This is a genomic window from Stenotrophomonas sp. TWI587 (assembly GCF_039674145.1).
Taxonomy (GTDB): Bacteria; Pseudomonadota; Gammaproteobacteria; order Xanthomonadales; family Xanthomonadaceae; genus Stenotrophomonas; species Stenotrophomonas maltophilia_AY.
In genome coordinates, this window is sequence record NZ_JBDJMW010000003.1 from 310,569 (window position 1) to 323,747 (window position 13,179).

The window sequence follows — 13,179 nt, forward strand, 5'->3', positions numbered from 1 at the left end:
ATGCCGCTCACCGGCCCTGCGTTGGGTGCCCTGCGGATCCTGCTGATCGAGGATTCGCCGGAAGACGCCGAACTGATGTGCGAGCAGATGCTCGACGCCGGCCTGGAGGCCGGCTTCGAGCGGGTCGAGAGCGCGCAGGAACTGCGTGAGGCGTTGGCGCGCGCCGCGCCGGACATCGTGCTGTCGGACCTGAGCATGCCCGGCTTCTCCGGCAATGAAGCGCTGCAGATCGTGCGCGCCGCGTTGCCGGAGGTGCCCTTCATCTTCGTGTCCGGCACGATGGGCGAGGAAAACGCCGTGGCCGCTCTGCACCAGGGCGCCAACGATTACATCATCAAGCACCAGCCGGCGCGCCTGCCTTCGGCGGTGGCCCGGGCCGTGCGCGAAGCACGCAGCGCGATGGACCGCCAGCGGGTGGAAGCCGAGCTGATGCGCGCCCAGCGCCTGGAAAGCCTGTCGCTGCTGGCCGCTGGGCTGAGCCACGATCTGCGCAACATCCTGCAGCCGCTGCTGATCATGCCGGACCTGCTCAAGGCACGGACCGACGATCCGCAGCTGCACCATCTGGCCGACATCATCGCCGAGTGCGGCCGACGCGGTCATGAGATGGCCGAATCGATGCTCTCCTTCGTGCGCGGCTCGCGCAATACGAGCGAACACATCTGCCTGGCCCATCTGTTCGAAGGCGTGGAGCTGCTCCTGCGCAGCAACCTGCCGGCCAAGGTCACCCTGCACCTGGAGGTGGCCGATGGCCTGGCCGTGGATGCCAACTACACCGAGCTGCAGCAGGTCCTGCTCAATCTGTCCTTGAACGGTATCCAGGCCATGCCCGATGGCGGTCGGCTGACGTTGCGTGCTGCGGCCGCCGCCGATACCCATGGCGAGGACTGGCTGCGGATCACGGTGTCTGATGAAGGCATCGGCATGGATGCGCAGACGCTCTCCAATCTCTTCAATCCGTTCTTCACCACCAAGGCGACCGGTACCGGGCTTGGCCTGATTTCCTGCAAGCGCATCGTCGAAGGTGCGCACGGCACCATCCAGGTCGACAGCACGCCCGGGATCGGCACGCGGTTCGAGGTGCTGCTGCCGATGCAGGTGCTGACCGACACCGCCGACACTGTGGACGGGCCGATCATCGCCGGTGCGGGGCAGTCGATCCTGGTGGTGGATGGCGAAGCCACGCGGCTGTCGCTGTTGGGCAACGCGTTGTCCAGCCAGGGCTATCACCTGCAGTTGGCCTCCGATGGCGCCGCCGCGCTGCGCTGGATGCAGCAGGAGAGCATGCCGGCCCTGGTGATCGCCGATGCCGGCTCCAAGCTGCTCTCGGCCAGCCATCTGCTGGGCGAGATGGCCACGCTGGGCTACCGCGGCCCGGCGCTGGTGCTGGAGGAGGCCGACGTCACCGTGCCCCTGGCGGTGTTCCCGCCCGGCATCAACGTGCACGTGCTCCGCAAGCCGCTGGAAATGCAGCAGGTGTTCCGTTCGGTCGCAGAAGCGCTGCAGACCGCCTGATCAGGCTTCCCACGGGAACGGCGGCAGGCTGGCGACGGCCTGTTCGAGTTTGTGCGACCAGCTGCCATGGATCTCCGCGTACAACGGGCTGTCACCGGCCAGGCGCATGCGCTGGGTGATCCGCAGGTCATTCCTGCGGATCAGCACCAGATCCACCGGCAGGCCGACGGACAGATTGGAGCGTATGGTCGAGTCCAGCGACACGATGGCCGTGCGCGCCGCGTCTTCCAGGCGGGTCTGCGGGCGCAGGATGCGGTCCAGGATCGGCTTGCCGTACTTGGACTCGCCGATCTGCAGGAAGGGGGTCTCCGGCGACGCCGCAATGGCGTTGCCGAGCGGATAGATCATGTACAGGCCGGGATGCTCGCCGCCGATCTGCCCGCCGAGGATCAGCGTTGCCTGGGTCACGATGCCGTCCTGCCCGGCCTCATGCGTGCTGGATTTGACCTGGCTGTCCAGCAGCACGCGACCCACGTACTCGGCCACTTCGAACAGGTGGCGGTAGGCGCGCAGGTTCTCGGGCCGTTGTTCCTCCACATCGCGGCGCAGGCGCGAGATCAGCAGTTGGGTGGTCGCCAGGTTGCCGGCGGCCATGATCACGAACGCCGCTTCCCCGGGAAACTCGAACTCGTGCAGCTTGCGGTGCACGCGCACGTCGTCCAGCGAGGCGTTGGTGCGGGTGTCGGCGGCGAAGACCAGGCCTTCGTCCACCTCGATGCCGACGCAATAGGTCATGTCGGTGTCCTATGATGTGCACCCCGATTCTATGCGCTGGCCCTGTTGCCCCCGTGTGGATTCGCCCCACGTACGCTGAATACCATGATCACTGCGCTCCTGAGCCTGGGCAGCAACCTGCAGCCGCAAAAGCACCTTCACGCCGCGGTGGAGGCCCTGCGCGCGCGCTTCGGTGCGATCGCGGTCTCGCCGGCCTACCGCACCGCGGCGGTCGGCTTTGACGGCCCGGATTTCCTCAACAACGCCGTGGCGATCCAGACCGATCTGCCGCTGCAGACGCTGGATGACTGGCTGCATGCGCTGGAAGATGCCCACGGGCGTGACCGCAGCGGCCCGCGCTTCAGCGACCGGACCCTGGACATCGATGTGGTGTTCTACGGCGATCTGATCGTGGAAGGCCCTGGCCATCTGCGCATTCCGCGGCCGGAGCTCAAGCACGCCTTCGTGCTCAAGCCGTTGGCCGACATCGCCCCCGAGTTCCGCGACCCGGTCAGCGGGCTGACCCTGGACGCGCTGTGGCGCGCCCACCGGCAGTTCGGCGAGCCGTTCGAGACGATGGAGCTGATACCCGGGTAATCAGGCACTACCGGGGCGGTGCAATCGACGTTCATGACAACGTCCGGCCGCCATCCACGCGCAGCGTGTGCCCGGTGACGAACGCGGCATCGGTGGCCAGCCAGTACACCGCCTCGGCGATCTCCTCCACCGTGCCGGTGCGCGCCAGCGGCGTGCGGGCCAGCAGCGCCTGCTGGGCGAAATCGTCCTTGCCCTGTTCCGGCCACAGGATCGCCCCGGGGGCGACCGCATTGACCCGCACCTTGGGGGCCAGCTCCAGCGCCAGCGAGCGGGTGACCATCTCCAGCGCGGCTTTGGCGGCCGCATAGACCGGGTGGTCGCGCATCGGCTGGGTACCATGCAGATCGGTCAGGTTGACGATGCTGCCCTGCTGGCGGCGCAGGTGCGGTGCGGCGGCCTGGGCCAGCAGCAGCGGCGCGCGCGCATTGACCGCGAACAGGTCGTCCCACTGCGTGGCGGTGATCTGGCCGAGCAGGGTGGGGTAGAAGTTGGAGGCGTTGTTGACCAGCGTGTCCAGCCGGCCGAACTGGGCCACGGTCTGGTCGATCAGATCGGGCAGGGCATCGGCATCGCGCAGGTCCGCCTGCAGGGCCAGCACGCTGCCCGGGCGCAGCATGTCCATGTCGAAGGCCATCTGCTGCAGGTCGGTGGTGGAGGTGTGGGCATGCAGCACCACCGACCAGCCACAGGCGTGGAACTGGCGGGCGATGGCCGCGCCGATCCGGCGCGCGCTGCCGGTGATCAGCGCCACGGGGGCGGTATCGGTCATCGGGGGTACTCCCTGCTCAGGCTATGCTGTGCATTGTCACCGCAATCGCCCGCGCCATGCATTCCCCACTGCCCACCCCCGAATCCGACGCCCTGGCCCACAGCGACGAGCTGGCTGCGGCGCTGCGCGCTGAAATCCTCGCCAACGGCGGCGCGATGCCGTTCTCCCGCTTCATGGAGCTGAGCCTGTATGCGCCGGGTTGGGGGTACTACAGCGCCGGTGCCAGCAAGTTCGGTGCCGCCGGCGATTTCACCACCTCGCCGGAAATCGGCGCGCTGTTCGCCGCGACCCTGGCCAATGCGGTCGCCCCGGTGATGCATCAGCTCGGCCCGGAAGCGCGTTTCATGGAAGTGGGAGGCGGCAGCGGCGCCTTCGCCGAAGTGATGCTCAAGCGCATGCTGGAACTGGATGCGCTTCCCGAGCGTTACGCCATCCTGGAGCCCAGCGCGGACCTGCGCGAGCGTCAGCGCGAGCGTCTGGAGAAGGCACTGATCCCGCCGGTGTTCGCCCTGGTGGAGTGGCTGGACCGCCCGTTCGACGACGACTGGGACGGCATGGTGTTCGCCAATGAGGTGATCGATGCGTTGCCGACGCCGCGCTTCCTCGCGCGGGACGGCATGGTCTATGAAGAAACCGTCGAGCTCGATGCGCAGGGCGCGTTCGTGCGTGGCGCGCAGCCGGCCGATGCGATGCTCACGGCGGCGGTCCGGCACGTCGAGCGCTATCGCGAGCAGCCCTTCGCCGACGGCTACCGCTCCGAGCTGCTGCCGCAGCTGCCGTACTGGATCCAGGCGATTGCCGGCGGCCTGAAGCGTGGTGCGATGCTGTTCGTCGATTATGGCTACCCGCGCAACGAGTACTACCAGGACGACCGCGACGAAGGCACGGTGCGTGCGTTCTACCGCCACCACGTGCACAACGACCTGTACCGCTGGCCGGGCCTGCAGGACCTCACCGCGTCGGTGGATTTCACCGCGCTGGCCGAATCCGGCACCGGCGCCGGATTCGAACTGGCCGGTTACTGCACGCAGGCCAGTTTCCTGCTCGGCAACGGGCTGGACGCGCTGCTGGAAAAGGCCGATGCGCGTACCGATGAGATCGGCCGCGTGCGCCTGCGCGATCAGGTCAAGAAGCTGACGCTGCCCACCGAGATGGGCGAGCGCTTCCAGGTGATGGGCTTCCAGCGTGATGTCGATTTCGAAGCGGCGTTCGAACTCGGCGATCTGACCTGGCGTCTGTAAGGTGACGGCGACAACGCTGTTGAAGCCATTGCGCTGGCCGCGATGCTGGCTGGCGCTGTGGTGGCTGGCGGTGCTGGGGACCATCGTGGTCTGCCTGATCCCGCCGCCGCCGATCCCATTGCCGGAAAACAGCGACAAGGTGGAGCACTTCCTCGCCTACTTCCTGCTGGCCGCATCCGCGGTGCAGATCTACCAGCGCCGCGCGGCGCTGATCTGGGCGGCAGTCGGCCTGGTCGCGCTGGGCATCGGCATCGAATTCGCGCAGGGTGCCTTGACCGTCAATCGCATGGCCGACCCCATGGATGCGCTGGCCAACAGCGTTGGCGTGCTGGCCGGCATGGCGATCGTGTTCACCCCGCTGCGCGATCTGCTGCTGCGCCTGCGCGGTTGATGCGTGTGACGCCGGCGACGCACGACCGGTAGTGCCGGCCGCTGGCCGGCACCCCGGTGCCCGAATTAGCGCGGCAACAGCGTCATCTCATCCAGCACCCACATCGTCGGCCGGGTATCGCCGGTGAAGCGCACGCACAGATTCTGGGTGCCCTTGAGCGAGCGCGGCAGCGCCGCCTCCAGCGTGATGAACCCATCGGCGCCTGGTGCGGCCGGCAGCTTCACGCTGGCCAGCGGCTTGCCAGTGCACTGCCCGCCGAGGATGTCCATCTCGCCGTGTGCGCTGCGCTTGGGCGCGAAGCGGCGGTTGGGCTCGTCGTGGGCCAGCTGGAAGTAGTACGGGATCCGTCCGGCGCGAATGCGGACGCTGGCAATGCCGTCCACATCCGCGTCCTTCCACAGCCAGCACGGGTTGAAGATGTCGACGTTGAAGATCGCACGCTCGCCGTCGGCCGGGCCGTCGTCTTCCAGGCGCAGCAACAGCTGGCCCTCGCCCGGGCACTGCGCGAGATGTTCGTCGGTGCGCGACAGCAGCGACGTGGCTGTGACATCGAAGCGGCTGGCAGCCTTGGCCAACGCCTGGCCGTTGAAGAACGTCGCGGCCTGTAGGGCGACCGGCAGCGGCTGCTGCAGCGGGCCGGTATAGCGAGGGGACTGCGCGGTGACCGCGCTGCCGTCCACGCTGTAGTGGATGTCGTAGCCGAGCGGCGTACTCAACGCCAGCGTTGCGGTGCCGGCGCTGCGATCGTCACGGCTGTCCAATTCCACCTGGAAGGGCGTCTGCGCGTAGGCGATGCCCATTGCCTGGTACCGCTGCAGCTGTGCCGGCAGGCGCGCCAGGAAGTCCGCATAGTCGCGGCGCTCGCGCGGCGACCAGCCGGTCTCGGCCACGGCCGCAAGGCGCGGGAACAGGTTGTGCTGCAGGCGCGCGTAGCTGCGCGTGTGCTCGGTGAACATGTTGGCCTGCAGGCCGAGGATGTGGTGCTGCTTGTCCTTGGCCAGCGCGTCGGGCACCGGTTCGAAGCCGTACACGCGCGCCAGCGGAATCGTCGCCGGGCGGCCCGGCGGCTCGTTCTCCGAATTGGTCTGCAGGTAGTCCATGTACATGTCGGTCACCGGCGACATCACCACGTCGTGGCCTTCGCTGGCCGCTTTCAGGCCGCCTTCGGTGCCGCGCCAGGACATCACCGTGGCTTCCGGCGGCAGGCCGCCCTCAAGGATTTCATCCCAGCCGATCAGGCGCCGGTCGTGCTTTTCCAGGAAGGTTTCCAGGCGCTTGATGATGTGGCTCTGCATCTCCATCTCATCATTGGCGCCGACCTCGCGCATGTGCGCCTGCACCCGCGCGGAGGCTTCCCACTGGTCCTTGACCGCTTCATCGCCACCGACGTGCACGTACGTGGCCGGGAACAACGCGATGACCTCCTCCAGCACGTTCTCGAGGAACTCAAGGGTGCTGTCGTCGGTGTTGAACAGGTTCGGGAACACGCCCCATTCGCTCAGCGGCTTGAGCGGGGTGTCGATCGTGCCGAGTTCCGGATAGGCCGCGATCGCTGCGGTGGCATGGCCGGGCACGTCGATCTCGGGAATCACCTGGATATGGCGCGCGGCGGCATAGGCGATCACCTCGCGGATCTGGTCCTGCGTATAGAAGCCGCAGTACGGTCGCTCGGCGCCGGTGACCGGATCGCGGCCACCATCGCCGGCCGGAATGCGGCAGCTGCCGACGCCGGTCAGTTTCGGGTAGCGCTTGATCTCCATGCGCCAGCCCTGGTCATCGGTGAGATGCCAATGGAAGGTGTTGAGCTTCTGCTCGGCCATCGCATCCAGCACCTGTTTGATCTCATCCAGGCTCTGGAAGTGGCGGGCCGAATCGAGCATCAGGCCGCGCCAGCTGAAACGGGGCGCGTCGTCGATACGCAGCGCCGGGAGCTTGCCATCGCTGCCGCCGGTGAGCAGCTGCGAGAGCGTGGCCGCACCGTAGAACAGGCCGGCTTCGGTGGCGGCCTGCACGGTCACGCCAAGCGCGTCGGAACGCAGCTGGTAGCCCTCGGCACCGGTCTTGAGCGCGGCGTCGAGCATGAAGCGGATGCCGTGCTTTTCGCGTCCTTCGCTGACCGTCACGGCCGGGCCACCGCTGTCACGCAGCAGGGTAGCGAACTGTGTAGCAACGCGTTGCGCGGGCTGGCCTTGTGCATGAACCTGCGTGGCGGCCGTCACCGTGTAGCCGGCGCCCTCGAGGCGGTCGACCTTGGCGGGTGCGGGGATCAGCATCAGCGAACCGGGCAGGGCATGCGGGCCGTCCGGTGCCTGCGCGTCGGTGGCCTGGGCCAGCGGTGCGAGCGAGAGTGCCAGTGCGAAGGACAGCAGCGACAGCGAGGTACGACGGGTGCGGGTGTGCATCGGGTCATTCCTTTGTAGCGATTCGGGTTCCACCTGTGAAAACGGGCCCGGAGATCCGGGCCCGTTTCAGGTGTGCAGCGTACTACCGGGGCAATCAGAACTTGAAGTGCAGGGTCGCCATGTAGCGGCGGCCGCTCTTGTAACGCGAAGCCAGGTGGTCCTTGTCGCCCAGATACTGGAAATACTCTTCATCGAGCAGGTTCTGAGCGTCGATGGTGACCGACCAGTTCTCGTTGAAGGTGTACCCGAAGCTGGCGCCCAGTTCGGCGTAGTCGTCCACGCTGGCCGGTGCCGAGCCTGCGACGTAGCCGCCGGCCAGATAGCTGTCGCGCCAGTTGTAGGTCAGGCGGGCGTTGATCGGACCCTTTTCGTAGTACGGGCTGAACGCGACCGAGTTGCGCGACTGGTAGGGCAGCGCATCACCGGAGTTGTTCTCACCGTTGGCGTAGGTGTAGTTGGCCGTCAAGCCGAAGCCGCTCTCGCCGAAGGGCTGCTGGTAGCTGAGGTTGAAGCCCTTGACGTGGCCGCTGCCGGCATTGCGCGGACGCTGGATGCTGTAGTCGCAGTAGCCGTCGGCCGCACAGCCGTTGGTGCCCACGATGTTGGACCAGGTGGCCGGCGAGGTATCGCGGATCGAGTTGTACTGGCGCTCGGTGACGGCGCTGGTATCGATGTAGTTGTCGATCTTCTTGTAGAACAGCGACCAGGCCACCACCGACTGCGGCGCGAAGTAGTACTCGGCCGACAGGTTGTAGTTCCAGGACTCATACGGCGACAGGGCCGCATTGCCGCCACTGCCGGTCAGGGTGGTGTCGTTGAGGAAGGTGTTGTTCACCATCTGGTTGTACGGCGCCCACGCGATGACCTTGCTGGCGCCGAAGCGGAACACCCAGTCGCTGTCGGTGTCGTAGACCAGGTTGACCGAGGGCAGCAGGAAGTCTTCCTTCTTGGTCTGGGTCTGCCACTTGCTGTCCAGGTCGGTCAGGGTGGGGGTGCCGCCGTAGACGAAGCCGCTGCCGGCCGTCTTGGAATCCACGTAGCGCACGCCAACGTTGCCGCGTACCGGGCCGTTGGAGAAGTTCAACTGCGCATAGGCGGCGTTGTTGGTCTGCTCCAGCGCCCAGCTGTTGTTGAGGTAGCTGGCCGGATCCGGGTTGGCGAAGTCCAGCGGGCTGCCCTTGACCCAGTTCAGCACGTTGTCACGGCCAACCTGGATATGACGGCCCTGGCCGTCGGCGAAGCCCTGGATGTCGGTCAGCCCGATGGTGCCGACGTCGGCCAGGGTGCCCGGACGCACGCCGCCATACACGTTCAGATCAAAGCTCTCTTCGTGCTTGCCGTGGCGAACGCCGAACTGCAGCTGGTTGAAGATGCTGTCGAACTGCACATTGAAGTCCAGCTGTGCGTAGGTGTCCTTGCTGTCGGTGGAGAAGATGCCGTTGTTGCCGAACCAGCCACCGGCCGAACCCCAGTTGGCCGGATTGCGGGCCGCATCGGGGTTGTCGAAGGTGATGCCCTTGTCCAGGTTCCAGCTGAAACCACCGTTGTAGAACGGCTCGATGAAGTACTGGGCCAGGTCCTTGTTCTCGGACTTGCTCTGGCCGGCCTGGCCGCTGATGCCCCAGCCCTCGCCCTTCCAGGCGCCACGCAGGTCCAGACCCTTGGTGGTCACTTCGGATTCGCGCACGTTGTTGTCGTAGATCACCGTGCCGCTGTTGGCGGTGGCACTGGCGTTGGAGTGGCCGCTGTTGACCACGCCGTTGCGCACATCGCCGAGCTGGTTCACCGCACCGATGGTGCCGGGATTCCAGGTCAGGAAGGAGTACATCGACTGGTTGTAGTTGTCGAAGTTTTCCTTGATGTACAGGCCGCTCAGGTTGAACTCAAGCTCATCGGTCGGCTTGAACTGCAGGTTGACCACGGCGCTGTCGCGCTTGCGGTCCTGCTGGAACCACGCCGCATTGACCGAGTTGGGCACATCCGCGTTCGGGTCCACGCCCGGCGCATTGGTGAAGGTAGAGGCCTTGGCGTACCCGAACACTTCCATGCCTTGGCGGTCCACGCGCTCTTCATAGTGCTGCGCGGCCACGTTGATGCCGAAGGTTTCCTCGTCGTTCTTCCAGCTGTAGATCGCCGAGGCGTTCGGCTTGCCCTTGCTGGCCTGGTCGCTGTAGCTGTAGCCGATCGAGGCGGCCACTTCATTGGCGCGCATGTCCAGCGGCTGACGGGTGTGCATCAGGATCGTGCCGCCCAGGCTGCCTTCGGTCAGGCGCGCTTCGGAGGACTTGATGACTTCCATGCGGCCCAGGATCAACGGCGACAGCAGGGTGTAGTCGAAGCCGCGGTTGGGCTGCTCGCCGTACAGCCAGATCGCCTGCGCGACCGGGTGGCCATCCAGGAAGGACAGGTTGAGGCTGGGGTCGGTGCCGTCGATGCTGACCCGCTCACCCTGGCCGAAGCGACGGTCCAGCGAGATGCCTGGCAGCTGCGACAGCGCCTCGGCCACGTTGGTGCTGGGGAACTTGCCGATGTCCTCGGCGGTGATCGCCTCGGAAATGGTCACGTTGTTGCGCTTGGTATCCAGCGACTTTTCCAGGCTGGCGCGGATACCCACCACGCTGACCGTGTCCAGGTCGGTGGGGGTGGTCGAGGTTTCCTGCGCCTGCGCGCCGAACACCAGACAGCTGAAAATGGCTGCCGAAAGCAGACTCTTGCGGTGGTTCATGATGTCTCTCCTCATCAATCCGATGGTTCGCCGGCGACGGCGTGTCTTCTTGCGTCTGGTACGACTTTGCCGCGCGCCCTGGACGGGGCGCGCAATGGGTGCCACGTACTGCGTATTGCCTTCCCCTGCGCGCCGTCAGGCGTTCGGGTGGTCCCTATGTCCCAGGTACCAGCTGGCGGCGCCGATGACGCCCAGCTGCCCGTGCTCGACCACCTTCACGGGAATGCGTTCCAGCGCCTCGCGCATCGGTCCCTTGTTGAGGTACCGCTCGACGAAGGTGCTGTTCAACAGGAAATCGCGGATCTGCGGCAGGATGCCGCCGGCCAGGTAGACCCCGCCGGTGACGCCGTACTGCAGCGCCATGTCACCGATCGTGCTGCCGAGCAGGCCGCAGAACACGTCCAGGCTCTGCCGCGCGAGCGGGTCCTGATCGGCCACGGCGGCGGCGGTGATCGCATCGGGGGTGGTCAACGTCGGTGCGTGGCCGTTCAACGCGCACAGGGCGCGATACAGATTCATCAGGCCGGGTCCGGACAGCGCTTGCTCCACCGAGACGTGCGAGCGCTCGCGCAGCATCTGCCGCACGATCGCCATCTCCAGTTCGGTGGTGGTGGCCAGGGTCGGCTGGCCGGCTTCGGTGGCCAGGACCACGGCGCCGTGCGCGGTAGGAATCCATACCGCCGCGCCGAGGCCGGTGCCGGGGCCGACCACCAGGGTCGGGCCGCGCGGGGCGGTGGCCGGGCCGGTCAGCTGCAGCACGCCGCTGGCGTCGACCTGGGCGGCGGCGTAGGCCACGGCCTCGAAGTCATTGACGATGTAGACCTGATCCAGGCCGACGTCCCGCTCGATCTGTCGCGCCGACAGCGGCCAGGGCAGGTTGGCGGTGATCACCGTGCCGTCTTCACGTGCATAGCCGGCAGTGGCGACGACGCAGTGTGCCGGGCGCGGGCCATCGGCCAGGAATTCGGACAGGATCGCGCTGAGGCCGGCGTAGTCGGCATTGCGGAATTTGCGGTAGTCCAGCAGCTGCACCGGATGGTCCGGATCCGCGCTGGCCTGGACCCGGCCCACCCGGACATGCGTGCCACCCACGTCGGCGGCCAGGAACGGCGGCATCGCGGCGGACGGGGCATGGGCCGGTACAGCGTGGGCGGCGTTGGTCACACGGACTCCATCGGTTGGGCACGGCCAGGGCTGGCCCGGCGATTGAGGCGGAGTCTGTAATCGTTCTGACAACGATGTCAACGATAACCTCACACTTTCGATGCTGCGCCGCAACGGGTGCTGCCATGGGAAAACGTTTTCATCCAACGGCCGTCATGTTTTTGCAAACTGCTTGGAAACAGGGGCCAAGCTCCGGTCTGGCGAGCCGTGCCGGGTTTTTGCGCAGATGCAGCACGGGGTTTTTGCCGGACGCCAGTCAAACCAGTTGTTGACAAACCCGGCAGCGGCGACGAATAAATGTGACAACGTTGTTCCCAGCCACTCTTCCGACGCCGCATCGCGCGCCGTCGATGCAGGAGCCTTCTTGATGTCTGCCGTGCCTGCTGCCTCCGCGCGTTCGAGCGTGCTTACCTCGATCCTGATCATCGGCGTGCTGTTCTTCCTGATCGGCTTCTTCACCTGGCTCAACGGCCCGCTGATCACCTTCGTCAAACTGGCCTTCGAGCTGGACGAGGTCGGCGCCTTCCTGGTGCTGATGGTCTTCTACCTGTCCTACTTCTTCCTGGCACTGCCGGCCTCGTGGATCCTCAAGCGCACCGGCATGAAGAAAGGCCTGAGTCTGAGCCTGCTGGTGATGGCGGCCGGTGCGGTGGTGTTCGCCCACTTCGCCCAGCAGCGCTGGTATCCCGGCGCACTCAGCGGTCTGTTCGTCATCGGCAGCGGGCTGGCCCTGTTGCAGACCGCGGTCAATCCATACATCAGCATCCTTGGCCCGATCGAGACCGCCGCCCGGCGCATTGCGCTGATGGGCATCTGCAACAAGATCGCCGGCATGCTCGCCCCGGTGCTGATCGGCACGCTGGTGCTGCACGGCATCGGCGATCTGGATGCGCAGGTGAAGGTCGCCGATGCGGCCGCCAAGACGGTGCTGCTCAATGACTTCGCCGCCAAGATCCAGCTGCCGTACATGGCCATGGCCGGGCTGCTGGTGGTGCTGGCGGTCGGCGTGCTGTTCTCGCCCCTGCCCGAATTGAAGACCGCTGAAGCCAATGCCACGCCGGCCCGCGCGCCGGGCGTTGCCGAGCGCACCAGTATCTTCCAGTTCCCGCACCTGTGGCTGGGCGTGCTGTGTCTGTTCGTCTACGTCGGCGTGGAAGTGATGGCCGGCGATGCGATCGGTACCTACGGTCACGGCTTCGACCTGCCGTTGGACCAGACCAAGATGTTCACCTCGATCACCTTGGGCGCGATGCTCATCGGTTATCTGGCCGGTCTGGCGCTGATCCCGCACCTGGTCTCGCAGTCGCGCTATCTGAGCATCTCGGCGGTGCTGGGCGTGCTGTTCTGCATCGGCGCGCTGCTCACCCACGGCTATGTATCGGTCGGCTTCGTGGCCGCGCTGGGCTTTGCCAACGCGATGATGTGGCCGGCGATCTTCCCGCTGGCGATCCGCGGGCTGGGCCGCTTCACCGAGACCGGCTCGGCGCTGCTGGTGATGGCCATTGCCGGTGGCGCGATCATTCCCCAGCTGTTTGCCGTGCTCAAGCAGCACTTCGACTTCCAGTGGGTGTTCGCCGGCCTGATGGTGCCCTGCTACCTGTACATCCTGTTCTACTCGATGCGCGGCCACCGGGTCGGGCTGTCCCGCGACGGGCAGTGAT

At 66.4% G+C, this 13,179-nt stretch carries 11 protein-coding genes; 5 read left to right on the forward strand and 6 right to left on the reverse strand.

All coding sequences use genetic code 11. The features are described 5' to 3' along the window. Positions 1 to 1,515 (forward strand): ATP-binding protein, encoded by a 1,515-nt coding sequence (locus tag ABE464_RS07070; protein WP_346471351.1) that lies wholly within the window; start codon positions 1 to 3, stop codon positions 1,513 to 1,515. On the opposite strand, the gene ABE464_RS07075 is transcribed toward ABE464_RS07070, so the two are convergent. Next, positions 1,516 to 2,250, reverse strand: coding sequence for a 20S proteasome subunit A/B (locus ABE464_RS07075; protein ID WP_346471352.1), 735 nt, complete (start codon positions 2,248 to 2,250; stop codon positions 1,516 to 1,518). Between the two features lie 84 nt (positions 2,251 to 2,334). On the opposite strand from ABE464_RS07075, the gene folK reads away from it, so the two are divergent. After that, complete coding sequence (gene folK, locus ABE464_RS07080) at positions 2,335 to 2,826, forward strand: 2-amino-4-hydroxy-6-hydroxymethyldihydropteridine diphosphokinase (protein WP_346471353.1); 492 nt, start codon at positions 2,335 to 2,337, stop codon at positions 2,824 to 2,826. 31 nt (positions 2,827 to 2,857) lie between these two features. On the opposite strand, the gene ABE464_RS07085 is transcribed toward folK, so the two are convergent. Beyond that, a complete protein-coding gene (locus tag ABE464_RS07085) occupies positions 2,858 to 3,595 on the reverse strand; it encodes a pteridine reductase (RefSeq protein ID WP_346471354.1) in 738 nt (245 codons plus the stop codon). Positions 3,596 to 3,651: 56 nt separating this feature from the next. Here ABE464_RS07085 and ABE464_RS07090 point away from each other — a divergent pair, with 56 nt between their 5' ends. Both ABE464_RS07090 and ABE464_RS07095 read left to right on the forward strand, forming a co-directional pair. Further along, positions 3,652 to 4,836: an SAM-dependent methyltransferase gene (locus ABE464_RS07090; RefSeq protein WP_346471355.1), complete on the forward strand. Its 1,185-nt coding sequence runs from the start codon at positions 3,652 to 3,654 to the stop codon at positions 4,834 to 4,836. Positions 4,837 to 4,852: 16 nt separating this feature from the next. Continuing rightward, a complete protein-coding gene (locus ABE464_RS07095) occupies positions 4,853 to 5,227 on the forward strand; it encodes a VanZ family protein (protein ID WP_254665272.1) in 375 nt (124 codons plus the stop codon). Between the two features lie 65 nt (positions 5,228 to 5,292). Here ABE464_RS07095 and ABE464_RS07100 read toward each other — a convergent pair whose 3' ends face one another. The 4 genes from ABE464_RS07100 to ABE464_RS07115 all read right to left on the reverse strand — a co-directional run bounded on the left by ABE464_RS07100 (position 5,293) and on the right by ABE464_RS07115 (position 11,944). Next, entirely contained in the window at positions 5,293 to 7,629 is a 2,337-nt protein-coding gene (locus tag ABE464_RS07100) for a family 20 glycosylhydrolase (protein ID WP_346471356.1), read from the reverse strand. Between the two features lie 94 nt (positions 7,630 to 7,723). Further along, positions 7,724 to 10,354, reverse strand: a complete 2,631-nt coding sequence (locus ABE464_RS07105; protein ID WP_346471357.1) for a TonB-dependent receptor — start codon at positions 10,352 to 10,354, stop codon at positions 7,724 to 7,726. Between the two features lie 135 nt (positions 10,355 to 10,489). Continuing rightward, the gene (locus ABE464_RS07110; protein ID WP_346471358.1) at positions 10,490 to 11,518 is read right to left on the reverse strand and encodes a glucokinase family protein; all 1,029 of its coding nucleotides are present in this window, start codon (positions 11,516 to 11,518) and stop codon (positions 10,490 to 10,492) included. A gap of 153 nt (positions 11,519 to 11,671) precedes the next feature. Then, a complete protein-coding gene (locus tag ABE464_RS07115; protein ID WP_346471448.1) occupies positions 11,672 to 11,944 on the reverse strand; it encodes a hypothetical protein in 273 nt (90 codons plus the stop codon). Between ABE464_RS07115 and ABE464_RS07120 the strand changes: the two genes are divergently transcribed. After that, positions 11,886 to 13,178 carry a sugar MFS transporter gene (locus ABE464_RS07120; RefSeq protein WP_346471359.1) on the forward strand — a complete coding sequence of 431 codons (1,293 nt, stop codon included), beginning with the start codon at positions 11,886 to 11,888 and terminating at the stop codon, positions 13,176 to 13,178. The genes ABE464_RS07115 and ABE464_RS07120 overlap by 59 nt on opposite strands. Position 13,179 lies beyond the last annotated feature (1 nt).

Coding starts and splice junctions, on each gene's coding strand:
- ABE464_RS07070 (WP_346471351.1), top strand. CDS start 1: ATGCCGCTCACCGGCCCTGCGTTGGGTGCCCTGCGGATCCTGCTGATC.
- ABE464_RS07075 (WP_346471352.1), bottom strand. CDS start 2,250: ATGACCTATTGCGTCGGCATCGAGGTGGACGAAGGCCTGGTCTTCGCC.
- folK (WP_346471353.1), top strand. CDS start 2,335: ATGATCACTGCGCTCCTGAGCCTGGGCAGCAACCTGCAGCCGCAAAAG.
- ABE464_RS07085 (WP_346471354.1), bottom strand. CDS start 3,595: ATGACCGATACCGCCCCCGTGGCGCTGATCACCGGCAGCGCGCGCCGG.
- ABE464_RS07090 (WP_346471355.1), top strand. CDS start 3,652: ATGCATTCCCCACTGCCCACCCCCGAATCCGACGCCCTGGCCCACAGC.
- ABE464_RS07100 (WP_346471356.1), bottom strand. CDS start 7,629: ATGCACACCCGCACCCGTCGTACCTCGCTGTCGCTGCTGTCCTTCGCA.
- ABE464_RS07105 (WP_346471357.1), bottom strand. CDS start 10,354: ATGAACCACCGCAAGAGTCTGCTTTCGGCAGCCATTTTCAGCTGTCTG.
- ABE464_RS07120 (WP_346471359.1), top strand. CDS start 11,886: ATGTCTGCCGTGCCTGCTGCCTCCGCGCGTTCGAGCGTGCTTACCTCG.
- ABE464_RS07115 (WP_346471448.1), bottom strand. CDS start 11,944: ATGATCAGGATCGAGGTAAGCACGCTCGAACGCGCGGAGGCAGCAGGC.